This window comes from Streptomyces smaragdinus (genome assembly GCF_009604385.1).
GTDB lineage: Bacteria > Actinomycetota > Actinomycetes > Streptomycetales > Streptomycetaceae > Streptomyces > Streptomyces smaragdinus.
In genome coordinates, this window is the sequence record NZ_WEGJ01000027.1 from 43,279 (window position 1) to 69,155 (window position 25,877).

Consider the following 25,877-nt stretch of genomic DNA (forward strand, 5'->3'; position numbering starts at 1 on the left):
CCCGCGTGGTGGTCGATCGTGTGCGTGCCCCGGGCCGGATTCGATCCGGCGCCCTCACGGCGGGTTGCCGGGGCTGTGGTGCGAGGGGAGGTCAGGCCCAGGAGGGGTGTTCGCACGAGACCTGGGCGAGTCGGTCGTAGAGCTCCTCGATGTCGACGTGGTCGCGGAGTTCGGCGGGGGACTGTTCGGCCCAGTCTGCGAGGCCGGCGATCCGGTGCGCGCCGCGTACGGCGTCGTCCTCGAACATCGCGGCGGCAACGCCGTACCCGGAGTGGTGGCCGATGCGCCAGCGGTAGGGGCTGTTCGGGCTCATGTCGTCGGGGAGTTCGTAGACGAACAGGCCGGGCACCGGACTGGTCGCCGTGACGGTCCGGGTCCGGTCCCCGTTCTCGGTCCGCCAGACGATGGTCAGGGGCTCAGGGGCGGCAGGAGGCGCGGCGTTCGTGGTGGTGTTCTCGGGCATGTCTCACCTCAGAGAGTTGGGTATCGGGTGGTGCGGGGTCAGGAGGGGTAGGCGCAGGGGATGCACATGCCGAGGCAGCGCGGGATGCAGTACCCGGCGTCCTTCCGGCATTCGGGGCAGGTGCGGCGGGCGAGCATCGCCAGCGCGAGAGCTCCCCACTTGCGGGAGGTCATCGGCCGCACCGGCAGCGCCAGGTCGACGCGGTACAGGTAGGCGACCTTCACGCCGCCCTGGCGCCGGTTCTGGCGCATGACCTGAGCCGCTATCGGCTGCCCGCCGGGGCGCAGCCCCTCGGCGCGGAGCTGGCGACGTGTGGCCAGACCGGGCGGGCCGAACTTCCACGGGTAGGTGGGCACGCCGTAGTGCCCGCCGGTCGGGTCGTAGCACTTGCCGAACGCCGCCGACATCACCCCTCACCCCGCGTTCGGGGTGCGCGGTTGTCGAGGGCGTCCATGACCCGTCCTCCGAGCCACTGGGCGACGTTCACGGACACGGCGTTTCCGGCCTGCATGGTCTGCTCGCCCTTGTTGCCTCGGACGACATAGTCGGCGGGGAAGCGCTGTGCCATGAGCTGTTCGCGCGGCTGGATCATCCGGTACCGGCATTCCTCCAGCACCGGGGCGGGTCCGGCGAGCGCGGCAGAGTCGACGGTGGACAGGGCGTGCAGGGGCTGCCCGGTCGTCTTGGTGGCCGCGTTGCGGTAGGGCACGACCAGCCAGTGGTGCCGCCCCGAGGCGGTCACCGTGTCGACCGGCGCGGCGACCGGGGCAGGCTGGGCGTTGCGGCGCAGCGTCACCACGAACGCGTCGTCCGCTACCGAGGGCGGGGTGACCAGGGCCTCGAACCCCTTGGGGTTCGCCAGCCTTGTGCGCATGGGTTCGCCCGTGCTGGTGGCGGTGGTGTTCCACGTCCCGCCCGACGGAACGAGCAGCGCATCCCCGATTTTCGCGGTGCGGGCGGCGAGCGGGGCGGCGTCGGCGGGCACGGGGCGTCCGTCGTGGCCGGAGTGGTTGACGGTCAGCACCATGCGCCGCTCGCCCAGCATCGCCAGCCCGGTACGGATCCGGTGCAGCGTGTTCGCGGCCAGCGGCGGCAGTTTGTGCTGCGGGCGGTCCGCGATGCGTACCCCGAGGTCCGACCAGTCGATGATGTCGGCCGCCGGCCGCACGTACGGCTCCACCACCTGGTGGCGGCAGGAGGCCCCGTTGGGGCATCGGTACACGTACTGCTGGCGGTACTTACCCAGGCGGCGCGCGTCCGGGCGTTTCCACGACTGCACTGCGGCCACGTCCTGCCCGCATCCCTCGCACCAGGCGAGGGGGCGCGGCTCGACGTCGGGCAGCGGGATTCCCTCGCGGGTCAGGACGACGTAGATGCGGTCCCGCCACTGCGGTGCGGGCAGGTTGCCCGTCCCGCCGACGTGCGCGGAGGACACCGACACGAACTGGGGGCGATAGCCCAAGGTCCGCATGCCCGACAGCCACACGTCGAACAGCACCCAGTCCGCCGCCTCCGCCACGTTCTCGATCAGCACCACCGGATACCGGTGCACCTCGGTCGCCCGGATCACGTCCCAGAACGTGGCCCTGGTCCGCTCGAAACCGCCCGAGGCCACGGGCCCTTCCTCCAGCAGGGACATCTGCCCGGCGGACACCTTCGTGCGCTTACGCCCCCCGGCCGGGGACAACTCCGTGCAGATCGGCGACGCCCACAGCACATCCGTGGCGGGCAGACGCCGCATGTCGTAGTGGTCGATGTCCGCACACAGATGATCCGCGTCCGGGTGGTTCGCCGCGTGGGTCTCGATCGCCCTCGCCCAGTGATTCGCGGCAAGCCGTAAATCCATCCCCGCAGCAACGAGACCGGTGGACGAACCACCGGCCCCGCAGAACAGATCCGTAAACGTCACACTCATGCCGCCGACTCCTGTCCGTCCTCGGTGTCGTCGGTGTTGACCGGGTGCAGCCGTCGGCCGTCGGCCCGTTCCGCGAGCAGCGCGTCGCGCACCGCGCGGGCAGGGACGGCACCGCAGTGCAGCTCCTTGCGCAGCGCCTCGGCGTTGATCTGCCCGTCGTCCCAGTCCTCGGTGGCCTCACGTGCCTGCTCGAGCAGTTCGGCCGGGGTCCGCTGCGAGGCGGCGGTCTTGCCCTTGCCGCGCGCGGCGCGCTTACGCGGCGCCTTGGGAACCTCCCGGTCCTGCTCCTGGTCGTGTGGGAGCGGGACGGTCGTGTCGTCGTCAGCGGGGTCGGCGGGGGTGAACTCCCCGAACTTCAGCAGGACGCGTTCACGACGCGGGGTGCGCCGGCGCCACTGGCGGCCGTACTGCTCACGCAGCTGGGCGCGGGCCAGCAGACGCTGTTTCTCCAGCTCCAGGGCCTCCCGGTAGGAGGTGACCTCCCACAGCGTCATCCGCCGCCACAGCGCGAACGTCGACGGGAACGCCAGCAGCCAGCGGGAGGCGCGGACCTTCTCCATCCGCCGTCCCGTGACGGCGCCGATCCGGGTGGCGTAGATGTGGGCGCCGACCTCGGAGAACACCACCCACAGCAGCGGCATGATGCCGTGCGCGAGCTTCGCCGCCAGCGAGTGACCGGCCGCGACGTTCAGCGAACACGTCACCAGCGTGAGCACCCACGGAACGAACCGCACCCAGCCCAGCGCCATGTCCATCCGGATCAGCAGCAGATTGGCCACCGTGAACACCGGGATCGCGATGTCGATGCCGACCGGCAGCATCCACGGCTGCGCGAACCCCCACCGAAGAGCGGCCTCCGAGACGGCGTCGAACGAGGACACCAGCCCCAGCGCACCCACCCCCGCGGCGGACAGCGCACCCACACCGGCCAGCCCCTGCTCAGGGCGCGACAGGCGCGGCACCGACCCCGGTACGGCGGGCGTCGGCGGTGTCTCGGTGCTCATGCCGCCACCCCCGCCCGGGTGCCACGGCGGCGGCGTGCTGCCGGACGAACCAGCGGGACAATGTTGAACAGCTCCGGCGCGCTCGCCTCGATGGCCTCGGCGGCCAGACGGACCAGCTCGTCCGTCATCCCCGGGTCATCGGCGAGGATGTCCCGCGCCGCATCCAGGCGGGCGGCGCGCTCTTCGGCGCTCTCGCCCTCCACGCCCAGCCACAACTCCGGCGGGGTGCCCAGCGCCAGCTCGGCGAAGTCGGTGGGCGTATCAGCCCGGCGACCGGCAACAATGGTCTTCATGGGTCGGTTCTCCCTAGTCAGGTGGCAACGGCCCAACAGCACCCCCGGAGTTGGCCCTCCGGGGGTGCACGCCGTTGAAGGTGGAACCCCCACCGCGAACGCGGCGGGGGGTGGAGTGCCCCGGGCCCGGGTCGATCGGGCGCCCTCGCGGCTGGTTGCCGGGGCTGTGGTGCTACTCGCCGGGGAGACCCAGGGTCGCGGCGATGATGTCGGCGTGGTCGAACGCCAGCGGCGGCAGGCCCTCGGGCGACCACCAGCGCGCCGTACGGGCGTCGTCACCGGCCACGGCCGCCGTGTCGGCGGGCACGACCGCCAGGTAAGCGACCGTGACGTACCGGCCGCGCGGGTCACGGCCCGGCTGGTCCCACACGCCGATCTGACGCAGTTCCTCCGGGACGACGCGCACCCCGGTCTCCTCCTCCAGCTCCCGGGCAGCCGCCGCACGGCTCGTCTCCCCCGGGTCGACATGACCACCGGGCAAAGCCCAGCGGCCCTCGAACGGGTCCCAGCCCCGCTCGATCAGCAGCAGACGGCCGTCACCGGTGACGGTCACCACGTCGGCGGTGTAGCGGATGCTCTCGGGCTCGCTCATGGGCGTTCTCCCTCCGGGCCGGGTCTGTCCCGGCTCTCCGTCCGCCCCGGGGACAGGCCCGGGGCGGACAGGCAGCCGTCAGCGCTCGCCGCGGGCGATGTCGCGGGCCAGCTCGGTGCGCGCACCCAGCAGGTCACCGGTCGAGTGCCGCTCGCCCTCGGCACGACCTGCGGCCAGGGCCTCCTCCGTGGTGCCTCCGGCGTTCAGGACCTGACGGATGGCGCCCTCAACACGGTCAGCCGCGTAGCGTCCGGACATGGGGTTCTCCTCTCGCGGGGCCGGGTCTGTCCCGACTCCCCTTGCCGCCCACCAGGGGTGGGCGACGCGGGCAGCCGTCAGAACCGCAGACCGAAGCGGCGGGCGGCGCCCTCGGCCCGGTTCAGGGCCTTCTGCGCGTCCTTGCGGTCCCGTTGGGCCTGGCGGCGGTCGCCGTTCGACGCGGCCCGCTCCGTGGCCTTCGCCGACGCGAGGGACGCGCGGGCGTCTTGGACCTGGCGGGCGTGAGCGTTCGCCTCGTCGTCCCAGCGCTGCTCGGCACGGGCGTCGATCCGGTCGATCTGCCGGTCCACCCCGGACGTGTCGGCGCCGGCCACGGCCCGCCGGGCACCACGCAGGAGCAGGCTGGCGCGGCGCGTTCGCTCGCCGCCGGTGTACACGCGGTCATCGGACATGACGGTCTCCCCTTTGATCAGGTCAGTGGGTCGGTGCGTGCCCCGGGCCCGATCCGATCGGGCGTCCTCGCGGCTGGTCGCCGGGGCTGTGGTGCGAGAGGTTCAGCGGCGGACGCGGCCGGAGACGCTGTCGGCGGACACGCTCAGGTGGCTGGTGCCGGTCAGGCGGATGCTGCCCGAGACGCTGTGTGCGCTGACGTGGCCGGAGGCGGCGCTGGTGGCCTGCATCCCGACGGACCCCGAGGTGGTGTTCAGGGTGGCGCTGCTGCCGTCGTACAGGCCCACGTCGATGCTTCCGGAGACCGAGTGGGCGGAGATCTGGCCGGTGATCCGGCCGACGCCGATGTGGCCGGAGGTGGTGTCGGCGGTGAGCCGGCGCACCCCGTCGGCATCCAGGGCGCCGGAGACGGAGCGGAACTCCATCTGGTCGACGTAGCCGAACACCTCGGCGTCCGTGGACGTTCCGGTGACCCCTAAGGACGATCCGGTGGGCAGGGACACGATGGCCTCGATCGGGCTGACGGCCTGCATGGTGCCCGTGCCGCCGGAGACGACCCGGCCGTTGACGATGGTCACGCCGGTCACCGAGCCGCGGACCACGCCGATGTTCTGCACGAAGTGGTTGCCGCGCCGGCTCTGCATCATCACGTTGCCGGGCATCTCCGGCACCTCGATGCCCAGGGCCTGCCCGTTCTGCTCGCTGCGGGCCCGGTTGACCGCGTCGGCCGCAGGCCCCGTCTTGTCAGTGGTGCGCAGCACCACGCGGGCGCTGGTCAGGCCCTCGACGACCTGGACCCGGACGCTGCCCTCCGGCAGCGACAGGCCCAGCACGATCGGGCCGGAAGCGTTGGAATCAAAGACGCGCTCGGTCATGGTCGAACTCCCGGAAGACGAAGAGGCAGGTCGGTGAGGGTGCGTGCCCCGGGCCCGATCCGATCGGGCGCCCTCGCGGCGGGATGCCGGGGCTGCCGCCACCAGGCGGGCGGCGGTGTGGGCGGGGCGTTAGCTGCGGCGGCCGAACGTGCGGGAAACGCCGCCGGTGTTGCCGCCCTTGATGACGGTCACCCCGTCGCCGGAGTACGTGTTGCCGGCGGCGCTCTGGTCGTCGTGGACGGATTCGCCGATGTAGATGTCGCCGTGCAGGGCGACCGTGCCCGAGCTGCCGGTGATGACCGTTTCGGCGATGTCGCCGGTGTAGTCGCCGGTGATGATGATGTTCTTGCGGGCCATTGCCTGCTCCTTCGAACAAAACCCGGCCGGTGGTGGCCGGAGTGCCCCGGGCCGGATTCGATCCGGCGTCGTCACGGCACCCGCGCTTGCGGCGGGTCCGGGGCCGACTGAGCTGCGGGAGTGTGGCTGACGTCAGTTCCGGCCCTGCTTCCAGCCCCGGCTGGTGGCCTCTTCGATCATTCCGTTGAGGTCCTCGTGGAAGGCGGCTTCGCGCTCGTGGTTGCCTTCCTCGCGGGCGGTCCTGGCGCAGTGGACGGCCAGGTCCATGCTCTGTGCGAGGTCGCTGTCGGAAGCCTTGTTGAACCACGCCATGGTGCGTCTCCTTGTCGGTGAGATGCCGCGGGGTGCGGACGTGCCCCGGCCTGCGGTTGAGGCGCAGGCCCTGAATCGGCCGGGCCGGGACTGGGGGTGGGGGTGGACGGGTCAGCGCTGCACGACGTCCTTGTCGATGTCGCGGTGGACGACGGTCACCCGGTGGCCTTCGGCACACAGCCGCTCGGCGAGCGCCAGCGCGAAGGTGGGTGCCCGGTGCCGGCCGCCCGCGCATCCGTCGGCGACGGTCACCGTCCCCGCGCTGGGACCCGACGCGAACGCGGCCACGGCCGCGGCGGTCGCGGCCACCAGGTCGGTGATGCCGGGCGTGCCGAGCACCGCCGCGCGGACCGGTTCGTCCCGGGCGGTCATGTAGCGCAGTTCCGGCTTGACGTGCGGGTCCCGGAAGTGCTGGCGCAGGTCGATCGTGAGGTGAGCCACGGGCGGGGCGTCGTGCAGGTAGCCGAACGAAACGATCTCAACAGCAGCCATCAGGCACTCCAAGGTGGTGTAGGAGGTTGTCCGGTGCCCCGGGCCGGATCCGATCCGGCGGCATCACGCCTGGTCCGGGGCTGAAAGGGGTCAGCTGGCGGTGACTCGTGCGCGTCGGTGCATGCGGGAGTCCTCGCCCTGACGGACGGAAGGGGTTGGGGTGAGCCCGTTGAAGGTGCGCTCACCGGGCCCGGTGCTCTGCCAGGCGCGGTCCGGCGTGGGGCCGCGGTTGTCGCTCGTGCGGCCGGCGCCGCCCTCGACCTCGTTCCTCCACCTGGCCACGGCTCAGCCCTCCAGCAGATGGACCAGACCGGCATCGGCAAGCCGACACCGGCACGCGCCCATCACGTCCTGAAGGAACAGCAACCGCTCGAAGTCGGCGCCCGAAGCGGCCTGCCCGGACAGACGGCGGCTCCACCGAGACGCCCACCGGTAGCCATCCAGCGCATCCGACATCGGCGGCGAGACGTAGGTGAGCTTCCGGCCGTCGACCACGACGGACTCACCGTCGCGAAGCCCGCCAACGATCCGCCCCAGCTCGTACACCTGCCAGAACGGATGTTCCGCCGGGAAATCAGGCAGAGGCGCGGCAACAGGACTCGTCACGGCCGCTCACCGACCCGGCTGGGAGGTGTGGGTGGCCGCGTTCTGCGACGCGTCCTGGTACGCCTCCCGGTAGTACGGCAGCGATCCCTGGGACGGGTGACCCGGATCAGAAGAGATCGCCACGATCCGCGACGCCAAACCGCCCGCCCGGTGCTGCTCCTCAGCCGCGAACGCCTCCGCCGGCTGCTCGCTGCTTCCGCTGAACCAGCTCATCACCGACTACCTCCGACCGCGGTTGTCGGACGACTGCCGGTTCTTCTCCTTGAGCTTCCGCGAAAGCTCCTCGCGCTCCTGATCTGTCAGACTCGTGAACACGTCAGGCTCCTCCTCTTCAGGGACCTGTCGGCGGGCCCGGTGTTCCAGCACCGGGCCCGCATTCGTACGGAACCGCTCCGGCTCCCCGCGCCCCGGCCCGAACACGACACCGCAAAGCGGCGCCCGGTCGGGCCGGAGAGGCAGCCGCCGCAGCCAGCAGGCTGCGGAAGCGGAGAGGTGTTGCGTCAGACCTCCTACTCGCGTGGTGCCGCTGACCCCGGGGAGGTCTGGTTCCCGGAGCGCGTCGCGGCGTGAATGTCGGCCACGCGGTTCTTTAAAGCCGACTGCGTGTCCCCGTTGGGTGGGGCCCGGTTGTGACACGGGCCCGATCTCGATCGGCTGGTCTCCACTCGCCCCGACCGGCGCTGTCACGGTCGCCATGCTGCGGTGGATCACGCTGTTGAGTTGTGATTTATGCAGGTCAAGCAAGCGGTAAGCACCCCTTCCAGGATGCTGTACCTGTATTACATGTTCAACACTGTGCAGTGAGTGATGGCGCCGTGTCAACCCGCTTCGATGGATTGGCGAGCCGGTCACTCGTCTGCGTTACGTAAGTAGCTTCGGGTGAACAGGCGAGACAGCAGACGCACTGGCCGGACGACTGCTGTACGGCTCGGGACGTCCTCGGGTACGTTCAAGTCGTCCCAACTCGTCCCAGCTATGGGGAGGAAGTCGATGGCCAACGAGCGGTTACGGGGCGCGATCGTCGCGGCCGGCCTGACGATGGAAGCGGTGGCGGAGCGGATCGGCGTCGATCCCAAGACCGTCGAACGCTGGATCAACACCGAGGGGCGAAAGCCGTACCGCCGGTTCCAGTACGCCCTGTCGTCACTCCTCGGCGCGGAGGTGTCCTACCTCTGGTCAGATGAGTCCACGTCGGCTCAGGTCACCGAAGCAGGGAATGCGGAACTCCTGAAGCTCTATCCGCACCGCTCCGTCGTCCCGCACAATCTGTGGCCGAAGCTCTACGCCCAGGCACGCGGACATTTCGACGTTCTGGTCTATTCCGGATTCTGGCTCACGGAAGACGCCGCATTCCATCAGGTAGTCAAGGAGAAGTCGGCGGCCGGCGTGCCCGTGCGATTCATGCTCGGCGATCCCGACTGTGCGGCTGTTGCCCAACGCGGAGAGGATGAAGGAATCGGGCAGGCCATGGCCAGCAAGATTCGAAACGCGCTCCTGAATTACGCATCACTGTTCCGTCTGCCCGGAGTGGAGTTTCGTCTGCACAGCACAACGCTCTACAACTCGCTCTATCGAGCAGATGACCAGTTACTGGCGAACGGCCACCTGTACGGCGTCGGCGCCTACATGGCCCCCGTGCTGCATATCCAGCGGGTACCGGGCGGAGAACTCTTCGACGCATATGCGGAGAGCATTGAGCGCACCTGGGAAGTCTCGCGCCGCATCACCTCACCTACTGACCTGGGAGCGAATCTCTGATGGCCAGGATTGACTATTACCACGACCCGGACGCTCCAGCGCCGAACTCGGTCGTTCCATCCGTCACGGCTGTCGTACGCAACGACGGGGGCGATCTACTCATGATTCACCGCACAGACAATGATCTGTGGGCAATTCCAGGCGGCGGCCACGATGCGGGCGAGTCTATTTCTGAAACCGTGGTACGGGAGGTCGAAGAGGAGACTGGTATCAAGGTCGCCGTGGAAAGCCTGGTGGGAACGTACACAAGCCCGCAGCACGTCATGAAGTACGACGATGGAGAAGTTCGCCAACAGTTCTCGATCTGCTTCCGCGCGCGGCCGGTCGGGGGAGAACTGCGCACCAGCGCGGAATCAAAGGAGGTCCGCTGGGTTTCCCCGGCGGACCTGGACAAGCTCAATGTTCACCCGTCTATACGGCTCCGGATCGAGCACGGTTTGGACGAATCGCGGACAGAGCCCTACATCGGCTGAGCGATCGCGACCGCACGTGTCGCGGCAAGCCGTGCTTCCACACGGTCCGCAGCCGCATGGATGCCCGGAGTGGCACGCTTGATGAACCGAGTCACCAGTTCCCCGGGGCCATAGCGGTCCTGGATCTCGCTGACCCGGGCACGGATGCTGGTGACGCACCCGTCCGGCGTTGTCGTCATGTCGCAGAACACCATGGCGTCGACCAGCTCCGGCCGCTCCAAGTCGAACTCGGTCTCCAGCTCGTCGCGCAACCCCCGCTCCTCAGCCTCGAGCAGAGCGAACGAGTGGTGCGCCACGAGGCTGACCACCCGCTCATCGGCTTGCACCTGGTCCCGCAGGAACCGGGCCCCATCCAGCGGGTGGAACCCCGTGGTGGCCAGCGCCGGCGCGTACCCAATGTCGTGCAGTACTGCCGCCGCTTCCAGCACCTCAGCGTCCCTCTCGGAGAACAGCGGTCGCAGCTCTCGCGCCCGGCGAGCGACGCCCTGAACGTGCGCCCATCGACGCGGCAGGGGTTCAGCAAGTGTGTCCTCGGACAGCTTGTATGCCCAGGTGATCAGGGACATGGGGTTCCTTCCTACGATTCCGAAGTCTTGTCTGGCAGAGCACGCACAAGACGAGGCTTCCCGGGCCGCGCTTCCAGAAGTCCACGCCCCTCCAGCTGCGCAACCGCACTGCGCACGGCCACCCGGGAGGCTCCAAGACGCTCACAGAGTTTCGCCTCGGACAGGAAGACATCGCCCGGCTTCATGTCCGCCCGGATGACGGCTTCGATCCGCTCGACCAGCGGCCGACGGTCGGCTCCTGCGGTCCTCCTCCAGCCCAGGCCGTGAACAGGCTCGATCAGACCCTCATCCCGCAGTACGGCAAGAGCCTTCCGCACAGTGCCGCGCGCCACGCCAAACCGAGCGCTCAGCTCACTCTCGGGCGGAACGCGCTCAATGGCGCCCTCCCCTGTCAGCTCACCGCGCAGTTCCTCGGCGATCGACCGGAACGTGCCTCGCGGACTGGTTGCCACCATCCGGACTCCTTCAGCTTCGGATTCACTGCCAGCCTGACACAGGGAGAACCCGGCGAGCGAGTGCCCTCTTCCAGCCCCCGGCTGCGGCCTCAAGCGCCCTGTTCCCCCAGGCGTCCCCAAGGAGTGGATGGCACGGGTGACGCCCTGGTCAGACCCCGTACAGTCGGCCCACTGAAAAGCTACCGCCCCCGGCCGTTGCACCCGATGATGCAGGTTCCCCTGATAAACGGTGGAGCCGCGGGGAGTGAACGGGGAGTGGATCAAGAAAACCGCGCCGTTCGGCGCCCACGTTGACCAACGCAGACCAAGCCCCTGACCTGCACGGACACCCAAGTCACCTGGTCAGCGATCTTCCCGCACGTTATTCGGGACGAAGAGGTCGTGGGTTCAAATCCCGCCACCCCGACAGATGACAGAGGGCTCGGTGATTATTCACCGGGCCCTTCGTCATTCCGTTCGCGATTCGCCTTCCGCCGCGAGGAGTTGGGGCACCGGATACGGCTGTTCGGCATGCGTGTTCCCCAAAGACGTCCCCACGGCGAGTCGCAGACTCTACGTGCCGCCGACGACGAGTCCCGCAACCCGGCCACACTCACGTCACTCCTCGTCGCCGGTCAGCTGTGCGACGGCGAAGCTCATGTGCTGGATATGGCCGACACGGATCCAAGTCTCCGCATTGCCCGTGCCCGCCGAGCCCGTGCCGTACGCGCAGGCTTCGAGCCAGCGCTCGCCTTCGCTCCCGCCCCGGCGGAAGATCTCCGCCTCGGCAATCCGACGGGCGACGGCCCGGACCCGCTCGCTGCGGCGCGGGGCACGGGTAGGGGCCGGGGCTACCAGGAAGGCGTCGGGAGCGGTGTAACGCATCAGGCCCCATGGCGGCCCAGGCCGCCGGATGGACGGGATGTTGGCGCTCAGGGCGTGTTCGGCCGAGTAATCGCCGTAGAGCAGGTGGCCCCGGAATTCCGGGCGCGAATTGCGGACCAGACGGTGTGCAAGCCAGTCGTGGCGGGGGACGACGAGCGGCGGGCCGCCGGCAAAGGAGGGAACCCTACGCGGGAAGGCCCCTGCAGCGAGCACCACCGTGCGCCAGGGCCGTAGCCCGGCGAGAAGGTCGAGCGCTGACAGCGCGATCTTGCCGGCGTCAGCCGTGTCCGTCACTGGCCCGAGGTCGAGGAGGAGGTCGAGTTGCGACGGAGGCAGCCGGACCCGGTCCACGAGTTCGAGGAGTTCGGTCGAACATGATTCCTCGGGCAGCGTGTCCAGCAGGATGCGGACCCCCAGGCCGCGCCCACTGAGCAGGGCGAGATCCGCGGTGTACCGCTGGAGTCCGTGGTCCCGCTCCGGGCCGGTGACAAGCCGCAGGGGGCTTCCGGTCGCCAGGCGCCACAATCCGTTCGCGGAGGCCTCGATGAATCGCTCGACGTGCGTGGCATCTACCCAGCCGACGGAAGTGGACGACGCTTCGAGAACGGCGTCGATGCACCGTGTGAGCCATCGGCCGAAGAGCGTGGGACTTTCCTCGGTATCGAACCCGGATCCCGCTCCGCGAGAGCGCTCGGGGCCGGTACGTGGCACGAACGTCCACAAGGGGGCGATGCGCCTGCGGACGCGGGGGTCCAGCTGCTCGTACGCTTGCCAGGCATCGCGTCTTGTCGGCAGGAAGGGCACGTAGACCGGATCCACCACCGCAGTTCCCCCCGTCGACCGCCGCGTCGCCGTGTGAACGAACCACCCTCGGTAGAAGGGTGACCTACAGCCCGCGACCGGCGATACGGAGCCTTTCCGGCCATGAGGGGATTACTTCGCATTCCAGCCGCCCGGAATCGGGAGGGTTTCTCCTCTTCGGGCGCGACTGCTCGTGGTGGCGGATCAGTCGCCCCGGCGGTATGGTCGGCGGTATGGCAACGAAGAAGTACACCGTGACGCTGCCGGAGGAGCTGGCTGAGGAGATCCGCTCCGAGGTCGGTCCCGGGGGCTTCAGCCGGTACGTCACGCAGGCCGTGGAGCGGCAGCGCGAGCGGGAGCGGCTGCATGAGGCCGTCGGCTGGTGGGAGGGCGAATACGGAGCCGTCACGGCGGAGGAACTGGCCGAGGCGGAGTCCGAGCGCCGGGAGATCGAGCGGGCTCACGCCGAGCGCGAGGGGCAGGCTGCCGACCCGCACGGGGCTGCCGCGTGAGCGTCGAGCAGGTCTATCTGCTCGACAGCGAGGGGCTGTCCCAGTGGGTGCGCGGTGACCGGCGGATGGGTGCGCGTATCAAGGACGCGGACCGGGCGGACATCCCCGTCGTCACCACGTCGATGACCCTCGTCGAGGCTTACCACGCCAAGCTCCACCGGCCGGCATGGCGCTGGGCGCTGTCGCGGCTGCGCGTCGAGCCCGTCACCGAGCAGGTCGCCGACGCCGCCATCGACCTCCTCCAGGATGCCGGGCTTCACGGCCACAAGTACGCCATCGACGCCGTCCTGGCCGCCGTGGCCCTGCGGCAGCCGGGACGCGTCACGATCTTCACCTCCGACGAGGACGACATGCGCAAGCTCTGCGGCGACCGGGTCGTGGTCGTAAGGCTCTGACTGCGCGAACGGCATGCTCGGCGAGATTGCCGTCGACCGTGTCGCCAAGGCCAACCGCGCCGAGGTCCCGCGCCTCGTGGCTGACAACATCCCGAACAGTCAGCTCCACGTGTTCCCGCAGCGGGCCACCGGATCCAGATCGAACAAGCAGACCGCTTCTTCTCGGTGGCGCGTCACTTCCTGGAGTCTCAGGCCGGGACGGGTGCCCGATCCGGACCCCCGCCCTCCGCTGTCGTAGGTCAGCCAGCCTGGACGGCCTCCTCTCGCACCCGGCTGCGATAGCGCCGAGGGGCCTCGCCCACCACGCGCTTGAACGCCGTGCTGAACGCGCTCTCCGAGCCGTAGCCCAGCGTCGTGGCCAGCGTGGCGACGCGGGTGTCGGCATCACGCAGGGCGCGTTGGGCCAGGAGCATCCGCCAGTGGCCCAGGAACGTCAGTGGGGGCATACCCGCGGTTTCGCGGAAGCGTTCCGCGAAGGTCGTGCGGGACATCGCTGTCGCCGTGGCCAGTTCGGGGAGGGTCCAGGGGTGGCCCGGGTCCGCGCGGATCAGGTCCACCGCCGGGCGGAGGCGGTCGTCCGTGAGGAGGCGGAGCCAGCCCGGGGGGAGGTCGGTCTGGGCGATGTACGCGCGCAGGACGTCCAGGAGGAGCAGTTGGCCGTACTGGCGGACCGCGAACGCCGAGCCCAGGCGGTCGGTGGAGGCCTCGGTGAAGAGGCGTTCCAGGTCGGCGCGGAGGGGCTCCGCGTCCGAGGCCCGGACGTGGGCGAGTGGGGGGAGCGCGTCGAGGAGGACCGCGCGGCCGGCCTCGTTGATGTCGATGCAGCCGCCGATCAGGACGTCGTCCGTGTGGTCCGCGCCGAGGAACGGGGGCGCGGAGAAGTCGGACTCCGGGCGGACCTCGTGGCGGGGTTCCGCGCCGGACTCCAGGGCGATGTGGGAGCGGCCGGTCAGGATCGCCACGTCGCCCGGCTCGAGGGTGATCGGGTGGTCGACGCCGTTCGTCGACAGGCGGGCGCTGCCGCTCACCATCGCGAAGAACTTCACCGGATCCGCCAGCGGGCCGCGCGACCACCAGCCGCCGCGGGCCGCGACGCCGCCGGTCAGGACGCCTCGTACCTGGATGAGGTCGAAGACCTGGGACAGTCGGTCGATTGCCATGCTCGTACTCTCGCGCAAGTTATACGGACGGACAACTATTCAGAGTACGGGATGGAGGGCGCAGGCTGGGTACGTACCGACGACGGAGCAAGGAGTTCCCATGCGCTACCGCAACCTCGGCCGGACCGGCATCAAGGTCAGCCCCTACGCCCTGGGCGCCATGATGTTCGGCGCCATCGGCAATCCCGATCACGACGAGTCCGTACGGATCATCCACCGGGCGCTCGACGCCGGGATCAACTTCGTGGACACCGCCGACGCCTACTCCCGCGGGGAGTCGGAGGAGATCGTCGGCAAGGCGCTGAAGGGGCGGCGGGACGACGTCGTACTCGCGACGAAGGCGCGGCTGCCGATGGGGGACGGGCCCAATCAGCAGGGGGCGTCCCGCAGCTGGCTGACGCGGGCGCTGGAGGGGTCGCTGCGGCGGCTCGGGACGGATTACGTCGACCTCTACCAGGTGCACCGGCCGGACACCGACACCGATGTCGAGGAGACCCTTTCCGCGCTCACCGACCTGCAGCGCGCCGGGAAGATCCGCGCGTTCGGGACGTCCTCGCTGCCGGCCTCGGAGATCGTACGGGCCCACTGGGTGGCCGAGCGGCGGGGGCTGGCGCGGCCGCGTACCGAGCAGCCCGTCTACTCGATCCTCAACCGGGGGATCGAACGCGAGGTCCTTCCGGTCGCACAGGAGTACGGCATGGGCACCCTCGTCTGGTCCCCGCTGGCCGGCGGCATGCTGACCGGGCGCTACCGGAAGGGGGAGACGGCCACGACACACCGCTCGCAGTACGGCTTCCGGCACCTCGCGGACGATCGGCGCCTGGACGCCGTGGAGCAGCTGATCCCCCTCGCGGACGAGGCGGGCCTGTCGCTGACGCACCTGGCGATGGCGTTCGCCGTCAGCCACCCGGGGGTCACGTCCGCGCTGATCGGGCCGCGGACGATGGAGCAGCTCGAGGATCTGCTGGCGGGGGAGGACGCGGTGATCGACGACGCGGTGCTGGACCGGATCGACAAGATCGTGCCCCCGGGGACGGACGTCGGGACGCTGGACATGGCGTACCAGCCGCCGGCGATCCTCGACGCGGCGCTGCGGCGGCGGCCGGAGGGGGAGCGGTCGGCGGCCTGATCACCACGGGGTGGCCACCGGGTCGATCGGGGGCAGTGCCCAGGGGTCCAGGGTGCCGGCGCAGTACTCGGCCAGGAACTGGACGGCGCCGCCGTCGTACTGCCACCAGCCTCCGTTGCGGGAGGCGATGGTGACGAGCCACTGGTGCGGGTCGGAGCCCATCGTGCTCCAGAGGAACTGGTCGCCCTCGTTCGACTCCGCCCAGGGGAGGAGGCCGCCGGGTGCGGGATGGGGGCGCAGGCCGATCTCCTCGCCGTACTCCTGAAGGACTCCTTCCAGATCGGCCCGGATGCCACGGAGGAGTTCATGCTCCTCCCCCGGGTCAGGAAGGCCCACTCCCAGGAAGTCCCCCAGCACGAAGGGCACGTACCGCTCCGCGAGATGCTTGAAGTCGCCGGGGAGCGCGGTCCCCAGGCCGTCCTCCAGTACGGGCCAGCCGATGGCGGCCGGCTCCGGTCTGCGGAGCTCACTGAGTCCCGGAACGGCTCGCTCGAGTTCGGCGACCGCCTCCTGCGGGTCGGTAATGCGGCGGGACGGGGTCTGGGTGCCGATCAGATCGTCGGTCATGGCGCCAGCGTGCCAGGTCCGACGGTGCGCGAGGCACGTCAGCCCCCTGTCACGGTGAACGGGGTATACCCCAGGGGCACGTCCGTCACCGTGAGGTCGGAGAAGACGAGGGTGAGGTCGTGGGCGTTCGTCTCGACGCGTACCTCGTGGAAGTCCAGGCCGATCGCCTGCGACCAGCGGGTCGCCGGTGCCGAGTTGGGGACGATCGAGGCGCCCGGGTAGAGGACCTGCCATCTGACGCCCCAGACGAAGCCGTCGAGGTCCGCCGCCGTTTCGTGGGTGGTCAGACGGTCGTCCAGGGAGACCTGCCACGTGTCGGGGTGCACCGTCGAGCGGCAGGTGGCCTCCACGCAGTTCCGGAAGAGGAAGCGCCGGTGCGTCGGCGCGATGCCGGTGCGGGGGTCTGAAGTCAGGTACGCGATCAGTTCGTAGTCGCGCATGTAGTCGGTGTATCCGTGGTGGACCAGCGCCTGGTCGAACAGCTCGTCCAGGGCCAGTTCCAGCGCTGCGGCGTCCATGGGGCAGTTGTACCCCGTCCGCTCACGCCGCCTCTTCCGCGACCGCTTCGTACGGGGCCCGGGTGAGCGTCGTCCAGGTGCACATGCCCGTGGCCGGGGGCGGGGCGGGGGTGAAGCCCCAGTCGGCGTGGTGTTGCGCGGAGAGGTCGCGGAACACCGCGAGGGAGACCCGGCGGCGTTCCGTGCACTGGTCCGCGAGGCGGGGGTGGGTGTGCGGGGCGTGGGTGTCGTGGGCGAGGGCCTGGAGGGTTTCGGGGGTGCCGCGGAGGACGAGGTGGACCATGTCCCCGGCGCCCGTGAAGCGGCAGGCGTGGAGGGTCAGTTCGTGGATGAGGGCCAGCATCGGGACGAGGAGCGGTTCCTCGACTCCGTGTACGTCGAGGATGGATTCCGCCGCCTCCTGGGCGATCTGCGGGGTGCCGGCCGCTGAAGGGAGGGTCAGGGCGTAGGTGAGGTGGGCGGGGGACGGTTCGGTGAGGTCCGGTGGAGGTGGGGGGCATTGGGTGATGCGGGACGCGGGGGTCAGGGCGTACGGGGAGCCCAGGACGTAGGCGGGGAGGATGGTGCGGGCGTCGTCGGGGGTGCGGCGTCTGGCTGTGGGGGTGCCGGGGATGGGTCGGAGAGGGGTGGGGGCGTTTTCGGACATGGCAACTCCGTTGCGCGATTGGGGTCGTGAGCGATAGCTCGTACGAACGGTTCTGCGACACGGCGGAGTTGTGGCTCGTCACCCTGACGCGGACGCGCCCCTCCCAGGGCAGGAGGAAGCGGGCACGTTCGCGCAATGCCCTTCGTTCTTGCCGTGCGTGAGCGTCTCGTCACTTAAGGTAGGGCATGCGCGGTGGCAATTGCCACCCCGTTCACGGATTTGCCCCCAGTCGAGGCCCGTACTGCCGCAAGCAGACATTCGCCCCTCTCCGACCAGGAGGATCAGCACATGCCGCCCAGAAGCCTCCCCAGCGAACGCCAGAAGCGGCTCGGCGCCGAACTGCGCAAGATGCGGAACGATGCCGACGAGACGACCGAATTCGCAGCCCGACTCCTGGGACTGGACAGAACGAAGATCTCGAACATCGAGGCAGGAGTTCGCGCCATCACGCCGGAGCGAGTACGGACACTCGCCGCGAACTACGGATGCGGCAACGAGCGTTACGTCGAGGCTCTCGCCGCCATGGCCGAACCACGGACGCCGGACTGGTGGGAGACATACAGAGGCCGGCTTCCGGCAGGCCTGCTCGACATCATCGAACTGGAGTGGCATGCCCGCTCCATCCGCGCCGGAGCCTTTCTCCACGTTCCCGGCCTGCTGCAGACCGGTGCCTATGTCAGAGCGGTGGGGAGGGCGGCCCTGCCGACGCTGTCCGAGCACGAAATCGAGCTTCGCGTCGCACTACGCCTGCAGCGACAGCAGATACTCCACCGAACCGAACCCGTCCCCTACACGGCGTACATCCACGAGGCCGCCCTTCGAATCAACTTCGGCGGGGCCAAGGGCATGCGCGCGCAGTTGGCCCATCTGGGCGAGGCGAGCGAACTGAGCCAGGTGGAGGTAAGGGTGGTGCCCTTCTCGTCCGGAGCTTTCCCCGGCGCCGGACAGGCGCTCTGCTACGCCTCGGGGCCCGTGCCCCAGCTTGACACCGTTCAGCTCGATTCCGCCCATGGGCCCGGCTTCACGCACGCCCCTGCACAACTCGACAAGTACCGTGCTCAACTGGACTGGATGGACGCATCGTCTCTCAGTCCCGGCGCCTCCCGAGACTTCATCCTCGGCCTGACCAAAGCCTGACAGGAGAATTCGCCATGCCCGAGATCACGTGGGAAGAGCCCTACTGCGCGGAGAGTTCCAACTGCTTCCGCATCGGCACGGACGCCGACGGCAACGCCTACATAGCAGTCGCCGGCCAAGAGGACACCTACCTCACCGACACCCGCGACGCCCTCCGGAACCTGATCCAGGACATCAAGGCCGGCAAAGCCGACCACCTGCTCTAGGCGGCCGGCCGAGCCCCGACGCGGGGCGGGTCAGCCGCGGCCGAAGAGGCGCTTGAAGAAGCCCCCCGTGCGCTCCGCCGGGGCGCACGTGCACCGCTGGGAGTGGGGGACGCCCGCCAGGACCTGCTCGACGTGGTTGCCGCAGCCCTGGTACGTGGCCTTGCCGCAGCTGCGGCACTTGACGCGCTGGCACATGGGGTGTCTCCTCTACTGATACCCCCGGTGGTATATGTACGCGTGCAGCCTACAAGATACCTCCGGGGGTATACAACCAAAGCGCTACGCGCCCGCCACCACGGCCAGCGCCGCGTCCAGCTTCCCCGCGACCTCCTCGGCCACCGGCGCCATCGCGGCCAGGCCGGTCAGGGTGACCATCGTGTTCGGGTCGATCGCCTGCACCGTCACCCCGTCGCCCGTCTCGCGGACCACGACGTTGCACGGGAGGAGGAGGCCGACCGAGCGGTCCGCGTCCAGGGCGCGGCGGGCCAGTGGCGGGTTGCAGGCGCCCAGGATCAGGTACTGCTCCATGTCGTGGTCCAGCTTCGCCTTCAGCGTGGCCTGGACGTCGATCTCCGTCAGCACCCCGAAACCCTGCTCCGCCAGCGCCGCGCGAGTGGCGGCCACCGCCTCCTCGAACGTGCCCCGCGCCTGCACCGTGCGGTCGTACGACATGAAGTCTCACCTCGGTTCTCGATGGCCCCCACCGGTCCCTCAAATATACCCCCCGGGGTACAAACGCCGACGGATGCCTAGACTGGTCATCTGTTCGAACCACCGGGGGAAACCGTGATCGACGTCGACTCGTACCTGCGTGTACTCGGGATGGACCGCCCGCCCGCCCCCACCCTCGAGGCGCTGGCGGCGCTGCACCGGGCACACGTCGAGCGGGTCCCGTACGCGAGCCTCGACATCTTCCTCGGCCGCCCCGCCGGCATCGGCGCCGCGGAGTCCGCCGAGCGGATCGCGCGCGGGCGCGGCGGCTACTGCTTCCACCTCAACGGGGCCTTCGCCGCGCTGCTGTCCGCCCTCGGCTACGACGTGACCCGCCACCGCGCCGGCGTCCAGGAGAGCGCCGCGGCCGAGGCCGGCGCCGGCGGCAACCATCTCGCGCTCACCGTGCGGGTCGACGGTGAGGGGTGGCTCGTCGACACGGGGCTGGGCGACGGGATCCACGAGCCGCTGCCGCTGCGCGAGGGCACGTACACCCAGGGCCCGTTCACGTACCGGATGGCGCCGTCGGTGGCGGAGCCCGGGGGGTGGCGGCTCACCAACGATCCGCGCGGGACGTTCCTCGCGATGGACTTCGCGCCCGGGCCCGTGGCGCTGGAGTCCTTCCGGGAGAAGCACGCCGCGCTGTCCACCTCCCCCGATTCCGGCTACGTCCGCGTGCTCACCGCCCAGCTCCGCCATGCCAGGGGCGTCGACGTGCTGCGGGGCTGCGTGGTGCGCCGGATCCACGGCGGGGGGACGGACGAGCGGACGGTCGGCGATCCCGGCGAGTGGTACGACGTGCTCGCCGGCGTGTTCCGCCTCGACCTCTCGGACCTCGACGCCCCGGCGCGGGAACGGCTGTGGCGAAAGGTACGTACCGCGCACGAGGAGTGGGAGCGTTCGGTCCCGTCACGGGCGGGTCTGTGACGGTACGGGACGGCCTCGGGGGAGCGTGACCGTATCCGGGTAATTGACCTGTACAGATGACCGGTTACTGACAAGGAACCGGTCGCGAGAATGATCCGCGTGTGTCATTCCGCTACATGAACCAGACACGTAATGCCATCATCGGTCACCAGCCCATTCAGGACCCGCGCCACCCGTGCGACCCCTCCGAGGAACTGATGATCGAGCTGATAGTGACGGCCGTCGCGCTCGCACTGGCGGCGGCCGGTGTCGGGAGTGCCGTACGTCAACGCCGTGTGACCGAACGGGTCCGGGCAAAGGCGCGGCGGCAGGCGGCCGAGCACGAAGAACGGCTGGCCCAGGAGAAACGGTCCTCCCGGGAGCGGGTCGACGAGGCGCGCCGGGAGTCGGTGAACGTGGCGCGGGCCGCGGTACGGGCCTTCGCCACCAGCACCGTGCAGCGGGCGTCCAAGCTCAGCTCGTCGATCAGCGCGGGTGTCCGGCGCCATGTGTCCGACGAGGCGTACGCGACCCTCGTCGAGATCGACCACGTCGCCCAGCAGATGCTGCTGACGGCCTCCGGTTACGCCGTGCTGGCCGGCGACCGGCTGTCCCGCCGCTGGCCCACGACCCGGCTGACCGACCTCGTCCGCTCCGCGATGGGCCGGGTCGAGGGCTATCAGCGCGTCAAGCACCCGGACATGGAGGAGATCTCCGTGGAGAGCCGGGCCGTGGAGGCCGTGATCCACGCGCTCGCGGTGCTCCTGGACAACGCGCTGCGGTACTCCCCGCCCAACTCCACCGTCCATGTGTCCCTGGAGCACGGCGCGAAGGCCGCGATCCTGGTGGTCGACGACGCGGGGCTGCGGATGGAGGACGAGCGGCTGACCTGGGCGCACGAGGTGATGTCCGGCGAGCACCGCGCCGACATCACCCGCCTCGGCGCGTACCCGCAGACGGGACTGCGGGTGGCGGCGCTGCTGGCCGACGAGTACGGCTTCCGCGTCGACGTCCAGGCGCCGAACATCTACGGCGGCACCCGGGCGGTCCTGGTGCTCCCGAACGACCTGCTGACGACCGCCCCCCAGCCCCAGCAGCCCGCCGGCCGCACGGTGACGCAGGCGCCCCCGGAGCCTCCCGCGCCGAAGGGACCGGAGCCCACCACCGCCAGCGGCCTCAAGGTACGCAAGCGCGCCGCCCGCCCCGCGCCGGCCGCCCGTCCCGCGCCCGCCCCGGCGCCGGTGACCCCGGGCACGCCGGAGGTGGCCGCGGCCTGGATGGCGGGGAGCCGGCTGGGCCGGGAGACCCCGCAGACCGACCCCAGCACGGAAGAAGGGCACTGACCATGTCGGACACTCGCGCCAACACCCTGGGCTGGCTCCTGGACGAGCAGCTCGGCTCTGTCGAGGGCGTCCGGTACGCCGTGCTGATGAGCGGCGACGGGCTGCTGAAGGCCCGTACGAAGACCATCGGCCAGGAGGACGGCGAGAAGCTGGCCGCCCTGACCGCGTCCCTGCGCGCGGCGGGCCGGGCGTGGAACGAGTTCACCGGCGGCGAGGGCATCCGCCAGCAGCTCATCGAATGCGTGTCGAACATCGGGCTGACGACCGCCGCCGGCCAGAACACCATGCTGTCCGTCTGCACCACCGGCCCGCACGCCGACATCGGCCTGATCAGCCGGCACATGGCGGCCCTGGCGATCCGGCTCGGCGAGCAGCTCGGCGTGGAGGAGCGGCGGCCGGCGAACGGGGGCGGGGTGTCGTGACGGGTCCGCGGCGCGACCCGGACATGATCCGGCCCTACGTCCGTACCGGGGGCCAGATCCAGGCGCACGCGGACGTACGTCCGGAGAGTGTGGTCGTCGCCGCGACCGGTCCCGTCGCCGGGCTGTCCCCCGACGCCCGGCGGGTGATGCGGCTGTTCGCGGCGGGCCGCGGGGGGCTGGCGGTCGCGGACATCGCGGCCGCGCTGGAGCTGCCGCCCTCCACCGTCCGGATCCTCGTCTCGTCCCTGATCGACTCCGGCCATCTGGCCGCGACGGTCGCCGCGGCGGCCGACCGGCCGGAACACACCACCCTGCAGAAGGTTCTCCATGGACTCCGCGAACTTGTCTAGCCAGGCCGTCTCCTACGTGCCGGACACGGTGACCACGTCCGCCAAGATCGTGGTCGCCGGCGGCTTCGGGGTCGGGAAGACGACCTTCATCGGCAGCGTGTCCGAGGTCGAGCCGCTGCGGATGGAGGAGCCGATCACGGAGGAGAGCGTCGGCGTCGACGACCTGAACGGCACACCCGCGAAGAGCACGACGACCGTGGGCATGGACTTCGGCCGGATCCATCTGGTGGACGGCACCCTCGCCCTGTACCTCTTCGGCCTCCCCGGCCAGACCCGCTTCCGCCCCCTGTGGGACGACCTCGCGGAGGGCGCCCTGGGGTGCCTGGTCCTGGCCGACACCCGGGACCTGGACGCCAGCCACGACGCCCTGGGGCTGCTGGAGGAGCAGGGCATCCCGTACATGGTCGGCATCAACGTCTTCCCCGACGCGCCCGGTTACGACCTCACGGAGATCCGCGAGGCCCTCGCCCTGGACCCGGAGACCCCGCTGACCACGTGCGACGCGCGGGACCGCACCTCCTCCCTGTACGCCCTGATCACGCTCGCGGAGTTCCTCGCCGGGAGACGGACGCCCGAACCCCTGGAGCCCCAGCCATGACCGTCCCCGACCGGTTCGCCCTGTACGGCGAGGCGTTCGCCGCCGACCCGCACGGCACGTACACCCGGATGCGCCGGGCGTACGGGCCGCTCGTACCGGTGGAGCTGGCGCCGGGCGTGCCCGCGACGCTGGTGATCGGGTACGCGCAGGCGCTGCGCATCCTCAACGACCCGCTGCGGTTCCCCGCGGACCCGCGGGAGTGGCAGAAGGGCGTCGACCCGACGACGCCGATCCTGCCGATGACGCAGTGGCGGCCGCAGGCGCTGCGGTCGGCCGGCACCGACCACACGCGCTACCGCTCGGTCAACGTCGCGGGCATCAACACGATCGACCAGCACGCGCTGCGGGGGCTGGTGGAGCGCTCGGCCCAGGAGACGGTCGCCGGGTTCCGGGCGGACGGGCGGGCGGATCTGCGGGCGCAGTACGCGAAGCCGATGGTGTTCCAGGTGCTGGGTACGGTGCTGGGCTGCCCCGACGAGCTGCTGGTGCGGATCGCGGACGGGATGGCGCGGATCTTCGACGCGATCAGCCCGGAGGACTCCGGGCACGGCGCGATGATCCTGCACGAGGCGCTGGGCGAGCATGTCACGCTGCGGCGCAAGGAGCCGGGCGAGGACATGACGTCCGTGATGCTGGCCCATCCGACGGCGCTGACGGACGAGGAGATGATCCACCAGGTCATCACGCTCTTCGGCGCGGGGCTGGAGCCGCTGGCCAATCTGATCACCAACACCCAGCTGAAGATCCTCACCGACGAGGAGTTCTCCGACTCCCTGCACGCGGGGCGCCGCACGGTGCGGGACGCGCTGGACACGGTGCTGTACACGGACCCGCCGATGGCCGCGTACTGCCTCAGCTATCCCCCGTATCCGGTGGACGTCGACGGGGTGCTGCTGCCGGCCCATCAGCCGGTGATGATCTCCATGGCGGGCTGCAACAACGATCCCGAGCTCACCCGGGGCGTGTCGCCGGAGGCGATGACGGGCAACCGTGCCCATCTGGCGTGGAGTACGGGGCCGCACGCGTGTCCGGCGCGGTCGCACGCGTATCTCATCGCGGAGACCGCGGTCAGTCATCTCCTCGACGCCATCCCGGAGATGGACCTCGCCGTCCCGGCCGACGAGCTGCACTGGCGGCCGGGGCCCTTCCACCGGGCGCTGCGGGAGCTGCCGGTCGTCTTCTGACGGCTCACCTCAGCAGGCGCAGGAGGCCCCCGTGCGCGGGGCGGTGAGGTCGTCCGCCGGGCGGCGGGTGGGGCCGGTGGGGGTGGTGTACGTGAGGCCCTCGCGGACCCAGTACTCGAAGCCGCCCAGCATCTCCTTCACCGGGTACCCCAGCCGGGCGAAGGCCAGGGCGGCGCGGGTGGCGCCGTTGCAGCCGGGGCCCCAGCAGTACGTGACGACGGCCGCCCCGTCGGGGATCAGCGCGGGGGCGAGCTCCGGAATCCGGGCGGTGGGGATGTGCAGCGCACCGGGGATGTGGCCCTGCGCCCAGGCGTCGTCACCGCGCGAGTCCACGACGACGAGCCCGGGGACGCCGGCCTCGAGGTCGGCGTGCACGTCGGCGACGTCGGCCTCGTGGGCCAGGCGCGCGGCGTAGTGGGCGACGGCGTCGGCGGGGGATACGGCGAAGGTGGTCATGGGGCGCTCCCGGTCGGGGTGTACGGGGTTACGGGATCATCTTCGGCGCGCACGGCCGGGCTGCGCGAGTGGCGTGAACGCCGGTGTGCGTGAAGATCCCGCCACTCACCCCCGCCCCGCGAACGCCCTCCGATACCCCGACGGGGTCGTCCGCATGACCCTCCCGAAGTGATGCCGGAACGTCGCCGCGCTCTCGAACCCCACCGCCCCCGCCACCTCCTCCACCGACCCCGCCCCCGCCTCCAGCAGCGGCAGACTCGCCGCCACCCGCTGCGACACCACCCACCGCATCGGACTCACCCCCGTCCGCCGCGCGAAGTGCCGCAGATACGACCGCTCCGACATCCCCGCCTCCCGCGCCAGCCCCGCCACCGTCAGCGGCGCCCGCAGCCGCCCCAGCGCCCACGCCATACTCCGCGCCACCCCGTCGTCCCCCGGCCCCACGGGGGCCACGGCGGCCTCGACGAACTGCGCCTGCCCGCCCTCCCGGTGCGGCGGCACGACGAACCGCCGCGCGACGGTGTTCGCCACCGCGGCGCCGTGGTCGGCCCGTACGAGATACAGGCACAGGTCGATCCCCGCCGCGCTCCCCGCGCTGCTCAGCACGTCGCCGTTGTCCACGTACAGCACGTCCGGATCCACCTCGACCAGCGGATACCGCTCCGCGAGCCGCCCCGCGTACCGCCAGTGCGTCGTCGCCCGCCGCCCGTCCAGCAGCCCCGTCGCGGCCAGCGCGAACGCGCCGGAGCAGATCGACACCAGCCGCGCGCCCCGCGCGTGCGCCGCCCGCAGCGCCCCCACGAGCGCCGGCGACACCTCCCCCGTGGCCCCCGGCACGATCACGGTGTCCGCCGCCGCCAGCACGTCCAGCCCGTACCGGGCCCGCAGCCCGAAGCCGCCGACCGCCGCCAGCTCCCGCCCGGGCTCCTCGGCGCAGACGCGCAGCTCGTACCAGTCGAGCTCCGCGAGCTCCGGCCGTTCGAGGCCGAAGACCTCGACCACGACGCCCAGCTCGAACGGCGCCATTCCGTCGAACGCCAGTACGGCGACCGTATGCGGCATGTCGCACCCCCGATCGAAGAGGCGGCCATGGTATGCGCAACCCCCCAGTTCACCGCGGTACTGGGCCGACCGCGTACTCC

At 70.6% G+C, this 25,877-nt stretch carries 39 protein-coding genes; 13 read left to right on the forward strand and 26 right to left on the reverse strand.

The features are described 5' to 3' along the window. Positions 1 to 91 precede the first annotated feature (91 nt). The 15 genes from SRB5_RS25885 to SRB5_RS25950 form a co-directional block, all read right to left on the reverse strand. Positions 92 to 463, reverse strand: coding sequence for a hypothetical protein (locus tag SRB5_RS25885; protein WP_153455832.1), 372 nt, complete (start codon positions 461 to 463; stop codon positions 92 to 94). 38 nt (positions 464 to 501) lie between these two features. After that, a complete protein-coding gene (locus SRB5_RS25890; protein ID WP_153455833.1) occupies positions 502 to 870 on the reverse strand; it encodes an RRQRL motif-containing zinc-binding protein in 369 nt (122 codons plus the stop codon). Beyond that, the gene (locus SRB5_RS25895; RefSeq protein ID WP_153455834.1) at positions 870 to 2,378 is read right to left on the reverse strand and encodes a DNA cytosine methyltransferase; all 1,509 of its coding nucleotides are present in this window, start codon (positions 2,376 to 2,378) and stop codon (positions 870 to 872) included. The genes SRB5_RS25890 and SRB5_RS25895 overlap by 1 nt, the downstream gene beginning before the upstream one ends. Beyond that, positions 2,375 to 3,382 (reverse strand): DUF2637 domain-containing protein, encoded by a 1,008-nt coding sequence (locus SRB5_RS25900; RefSeq protein WP_153455835.1) that lies wholly within the window; start codon positions 3,380 to 3,382, stop codon positions 2,375 to 2,377. The genes SRB5_RS25895 and SRB5_RS25900 overlap by 4 nt, the downstream gene beginning before the upstream one ends. Continuing rightward, positions 3,379 to 3,675, reverse strand: a complete 297-nt coding sequence (locus tag SRB5_RS25905; RefSeq protein WP_153455836.1) for a hypothetical protein — start codon at positions 3,673 to 3,675, stop codon at positions 3,379 to 3,381. Before SRB5_RS25905 ends, SRB5_RS25900 begins: the two co-directional genes overlap by 4 nt. Positions 3,676 to 3,847: 172 nt before the next feature. Next, positions 3,848 to 4,267, reverse strand: coding sequence for an NUDIX domain-containing protein (locus tag SRB5_RS25910; RefSeq protein WP_153455837.1), 420 nt, complete (start codon positions 4,265 to 4,267; stop codon positions 3,848 to 3,850). 78 nt (positions 4,268 to 4,345) lie between these two features. Beyond that, the gene (locus tag SRB5_RS25915; RefSeq protein WP_153455838.1) at positions 4,346 to 4,525 is read right to left on the reverse strand and encodes a hypothetical protein; all 180 of its coding nucleotides are present in this window, start codon (positions 4,523 to 4,525) and stop codon (positions 4,346 to 4,348) included. Between the two features lie 77 nt (positions 4,526 to 4,602). Further along, positions 4,603 to 4,938: a hypothetical protein gene (locus SRB5_RS25920; protein ID WP_153455839.1), complete on the reverse strand. Its 336-nt coding sequence runs from the start codon at positions 4,936 to 4,938 to the stop codon at positions 4,603 to 4,605. A gap of 102 nt (positions 4,939 to 5,040) precedes the next feature. Beyond that, the gene (locus SRB5_RS25925; RefSeq protein ID WP_153455840.1) at positions 5,041 to 5,811 is read right to left on the reverse strand and encodes a DUF4097 family beta strand repeat-containing protein; all 771 of its coding nucleotides are present in this window, start codon (positions 5,809 to 5,811) and stop codon (positions 5,041 to 5,043) included. A 129-nt stretch (positions 5,812 to 5,940) separates the two neighbouring features. After that, positions 5,941 to 6,168 carry a hypothetical protein gene (locus tag SRB5_RS25930; RefSeq protein WP_153455841.1) on the reverse strand — a complete coding sequence of 76 codons (228 nt, stop codon included), beginning with the start codon at positions 6,166 to 6,168 and terminating at the stop codon, positions 5,941 to 5,943. Positions 6,169 to 6,300: 132 nt separating this feature from the next. After that, positions 6,301 to 6,480, reverse strand: a complete 180-nt coding sequence (locus tag SRB5_RS25935; RefSeq protein ID WP_153455842.1) for a hypothetical protein — start codon at positions 6,478 to 6,480, stop codon at positions 6,301 to 6,303. A gap of 111 nt (positions 6,481 to 6,591) precedes the next feature. Further along, on the reverse strand, positions 6,592 to 6,972 hold the full coding sequence (locus SRB5_RS25940) for a RapZ C-terminal domain-containing protein (RefSeq protein WP_153455843.1): 381 nt from the start codon (positions 6,970 to 6,972) through the stop codon (positions 6,592 to 6,594). A 90-nt stretch (positions 6,973 to 7,062) separates the two neighbouring features. Continuing rightward, entirely contained in the window at positions 7,063 to 7,254 is a 192-nt protein-coding gene (locus SRB5_RS35950; protein ID WP_194293032.1) for a hypothetical protein, read from the reverse strand. A 3-nt stretch (positions 7,255 to 7,257) separates the two neighbouring features. After that, positions 7,258 to 7,578 (reverse strand): hypothetical protein, encoded by a 321-nt coding sequence (locus tag SRB5_RS25945; RefSeq protein ID WP_153455844.1) that lies wholly within the window; start codon positions 7,576 to 7,578, stop codon positions 7,258 to 7,260. Positions 7,579 to 7,584: 6 nt separating this feature from the next. Next, positions 7,585 to 7,791 carry a hypothetical protein gene (locus tag SRB5_RS25950; protein WP_153455845.1) on the reverse strand — a complete coding sequence of 69 codons (207 nt, stop codon included), beginning with the start codon at positions 7,789 to 7,791 and terminating at the stop codon, positions 7,585 to 7,587. Positions 7,792 to 8,568: 777 nt separating this feature from the next. On the opposite strand from SRB5_RS25950, the gene SRB5_RS25955 reads away from it, so the two are divergent. Both SRB5_RS25955 and SRB5_RS25960 read left to right on the forward strand, forming a co-directional pair. After that, positions 8,569 to 9,336 (forward strand): helix-turn-helix domain-containing protein, encoded by a 768-nt coding sequence (locus SRB5_RS25955; RefSeq protein ID WP_153455846.1) that lies wholly within the window; start codon positions 8,569 to 8,571, stop codon positions 9,334 to 9,336. Further along, positions 9,336 to 9,809 carry an NUDIX domain-containing protein gene (locus SRB5_RS25960; RefSeq protein ID WP_153455847.1) on the forward strand — a complete coding sequence of 158 codons (474 nt, stop codon included), beginning with the start codon at positions 9,336 to 9,338 and terminating at the stop codon, positions 9,807 to 9,809. The genes SRB5_RS25955 and SRB5_RS25960 overlap by 1 nt, the downstream gene beginning before the upstream one ends. Here SRB5_RS25960 and SRB5_RS25965 read toward each other — a convergent pair. The 3 genes from SRB5_RS25965 to SRB5_RS25975 all read right to left on the reverse strand — a co-directional run bounded on the left by SRB5_RS25965 (position 9,797) and on the right by SRB5_RS25975 (position 12,513). Beyond that, on the reverse strand, positions 9,797 to 10,375 hold the full coding sequence (locus tag SRB5_RS25965; protein ID WP_153455848.1) for an HD domain-containing protein: 579 nt from the start codon (positions 10,373 to 10,375) through the stop codon (positions 9,797 to 9,799). The genes SRB5_RS25960 and SRB5_RS25965 overlap by 13 nt on opposite strands. An 11-nt stretch (positions 10,376 to 10,386) precedes the next feature. Beyond that, entirely contained in the window at positions 10,387 to 10,830 is a 444-nt protein-coding gene (locus tag SRB5_RS25970; protein ID WP_153455849.1) for a GntR family transcriptional regulator, read from the reverse strand. 597 nt (positions 10,831 to 11,427) lie between these two features. After that, entirely contained in the window at positions 11,428 to 12,513 is a 1,086-nt protein-coding gene (locus SRB5_RS25975; protein WP_153455850.1) for a beta family protein, read from the reverse strand. Between the two features lie 215 nt (positions 12,514 to 12,728). On the opposite strand from SRB5_RS25975, the gene SRB5_RS25980 reads away from it, so the two are divergent. Beyond that, positions 12,729 to 13,007, forward strand: coding sequence for a hypothetical protein (locus tag SRB5_RS25980; protein ID WP_153455851.1), 279 nt, complete (start codon positions 12,729 to 12,731; stop codon positions 13,005 to 13,007). After that, entirely contained in the window at positions 13,004 to 13,402 is a 399-nt protein-coding gene (locus SRB5_RS25985) for a PIN domain-containing protein (RefSeq protein WP_323378473.1), read from the forward strand. The genes SRB5_RS25980 and SRB5_RS25985 overlap by 4 nt, the downstream gene beginning before the upstream one ends. A 239-nt stretch (positions 13,403 to 13,641) precedes the next feature. Here SRB5_RS25985 and SRB5_RS25990 read toward each other — a convergent pair whose 3' ends face one another. Then, positions 13,642 to 14,562, reverse strand: coding sequence for an AraC family transcriptional regulator (locus tag SRB5_RS25990; RefSeq protein WP_153455852.1), 921 nt, complete (start codon positions 14,560 to 14,562; stop codon positions 13,642 to 13,644). A gap of 100 nt (positions 14,563 to 14,662) precedes the next feature. Here SRB5_RS25990 and SRB5_RS25995 point away from each other — a divergent pair, with 100 nt between their 5' ends. Beyond that, positions 14,663 to 15,691, forward strand: a complete 1,029-nt coding sequence (locus SRB5_RS25995; RefSeq protein ID WP_153455853.1) for an aldo/keto reductase — start codon at positions 14,663 to 14,665, stop codon at positions 15,689 to 15,691. Here the strand turns inward: SRB5_RS25995 and SRB5_RS26000 are convergent, their stop codons facing one another. The 3 genes from SRB5_RS26000 to SRB5_RS26010 are packed head-to-tail and all read right to left on the reverse strand — an operon-like array spanning position 15,692 to position 17,422. Beyond that, positions 15,692 to 16,258, reverse strand: coding sequence for an SMI1/KNR4 family protein (locus SRB5_RS26000; RefSeq protein WP_153455854.1), 567 nt, complete (start codon positions 16,256 to 16,258; stop codon positions 15,692 to 15,694). 38 nt (positions 16,259 to 16,296) lie between these two features. Beyond that, positions 16,297 to 16,776 carry a YxiG-like protein gene (locus tag SRB5_RS26005; protein WP_153455855.1) on the reverse strand — a complete coding sequence of 160 codons (480 nt, stop codon included), beginning with the start codon at positions 16,774 to 16,776 and terminating at the stop codon, positions 16,297 to 16,299. 22 nt (positions 16,777 to 16,798) lie between these two features. Further along, on the reverse strand, positions 16,799 to 17,422 hold the full coding sequence (locus tag SRB5_RS26010; RefSeq protein WP_228390449.1) for an ATP-binding protein: 624 nt from the start codon (positions 17,420 to 17,422) through the stop codon (positions 16,799 to 16,801). 288 nt (positions 17,423 to 17,710) lie between these two features. Between SRB5_RS26010 and SRB5_RS26015 the strand changes: the two genes are divergently transcribed. Together SRB5_RS26015 and SRB5_RS26020 are read left to right on the forward strand one after the other, a co-directional pair. After that, the gene (locus tag SRB5_RS26015) at positions 17,711 to 18,559 is read left to right on the forward strand and encodes a helix-turn-helix domain-containing protein (RefSeq protein ID WP_153455856.1); all 849 of its coding nucleotides are present in this window, start codon (positions 17,711 to 17,713) and stop codon (positions 18,557 to 18,559) included. Positions 18,560 to 18,573: 14 nt separating this feature from the next. Beyond that, a complete protein-coding gene (locus SRB5_RS26020; protein ID WP_153455857.1) occupies positions 18,574 to 18,765 on the forward strand; it encodes a hypothetical protein in 192 nt (63 codons plus the stop codon). Between the two features lie 30 nt (positions 18,766 to 18,795). Here SRB5_RS26020 and SRB5_RS35955 read toward each other — a convergent pair whose 3' ends face one another. Both SRB5_RS35955 and SRB5_RS26025 read right to left on the reverse strand, forming a co-directional pair. Then, positions 18,796 to 18,960: a hypothetical protein gene (locus tag SRB5_RS35955; RefSeq protein WP_194293033.1), complete on the reverse strand. Its 165-nt coding sequence runs from the start codon at positions 18,958 to 18,960 to the stop codon at positions 18,796 to 18,798. Between the two features lie 84 nt (positions 18,961 to 19,044). Further along, positions 19,045 to 19,437 (reverse strand): DUF302 domain-containing protein, encoded by a 393-nt coding sequence (locus tag SRB5_RS26025; protein ID WP_153455858.1) that lies wholly within the window; start codon positions 19,435 to 19,437, stop codon positions 19,045 to 19,047. Positions 19,438 to 19,551: 114 nt separating this feature from the next. On the opposite strand from SRB5_RS26025, the gene SRB5_RS26030 reads away from it, so the two are divergent. The 6 genes from SRB5_RS26030 to SRB5_RS26055 all read left to right on the forward strand — a co-directional run bounded on the left by SRB5_RS26030 (position 19,552) and on the right by SRB5_RS26055 (position 24,279). Next, positions 19,552 to 20,403 carry an arylamine N-acetyltransferase family protein gene (locus SRB5_RS26030; RefSeq protein ID WP_323378475.1) on the forward strand — a complete coding sequence of 284 codons (852 nt, stop codon included), beginning with the start codon at positions 19,552 to 19,554 and terminating at the stop codon, positions 20,401 to 20,403. 197 nt (positions 20,404 to 20,600) lie between these two features. Continuing rightward, positions 20,601 to 21,725 carry an ATP-binding protein gene (locus SRB5_RS26035; RefSeq protein WP_228390450.1) on the forward strand — a complete coding sequence of 375 codons (1,125 nt, stop codon included), beginning with the start codon at positions 20,601 to 20,603 and terminating at the stop codon, positions 21,723 to 21,725. A 2-nt stretch (positions 21,726 to 21,727) separates the two neighbouring features. Then, a complete protein-coding gene (locus tag SRB5_RS26040) occupies positions 21,728 to 22,147 on the forward strand; it encodes a roadblock/LC7 domain-containing protein (protein ID WP_153455859.1) in 420 nt (139 codons plus the stop codon). A gap of 23 nt (positions 22,148 to 22,170) precedes the next feature. After that, a complete protein-coding gene (locus SRB5_RS26045; protein ID WP_153455885.1) occupies positions 22,171 to 22,497 on the forward strand; it encodes a DUF742 domain-containing protein in 327 nt (108 codons plus the stop codon). Beyond that, positions 22,475 to 23,095 carry a GTP-binding protein gene (locus SRB5_RS26050; protein WP_153455860.1) on the forward strand — a complete coding sequence of 207 codons (621 nt, stop codon included), beginning with the start codon at positions 22,475 to 22,477 and terminating at the stop codon, positions 23,093 to 23,095. Before SRB5_RS26045 ends, SRB5_RS26050 begins: the two co-directional genes overlap by 23 nt. After that, the gene (locus tag SRB5_RS26055) at positions 23,092 to 24,279 is read left to right on the forward strand and encodes a cytochrome P450 family protein (RefSeq protein ID WP_153455861.1); all 1,188 of its coding nucleotides are present in this window, start codon (positions 23,092 to 23,094) and stop codon (positions 24,277 to 24,279) included. Before SRB5_RS26050 ends, SRB5_RS26055 begins: the two co-directional genes overlap by 4 nt. Positions 24,280 to 24,288: 9 nt before the next feature. Here the strand turns inward: SRB5_RS26055 and SRB5_RS26060 are convergent, their stop codons facing one another. Continuing rightward, positions 24,289 to 24,735 (reverse strand): rhodanese-like domain-containing protein, encoded by a 447-nt coding sequence (locus tag SRB5_RS26060; protein WP_153455862.1) that lies wholly within the window; start codon positions 24,733 to 24,735, stop codon positions 24,289 to 24,291. A gap of 105 nt (positions 24,736 to 24,840) precedes the next feature. Further along, a complete protein-coding gene (locus SRB5_RS26065) occupies positions 24,841 to 25,797 on the reverse strand; it encodes a helix-turn-helix domain-containing protein (protein WP_153455863.1) in 957 nt (318 codons plus the stop codon). Positions 25,798 to 25,877 lie beyond the last annotated feature (80 nt).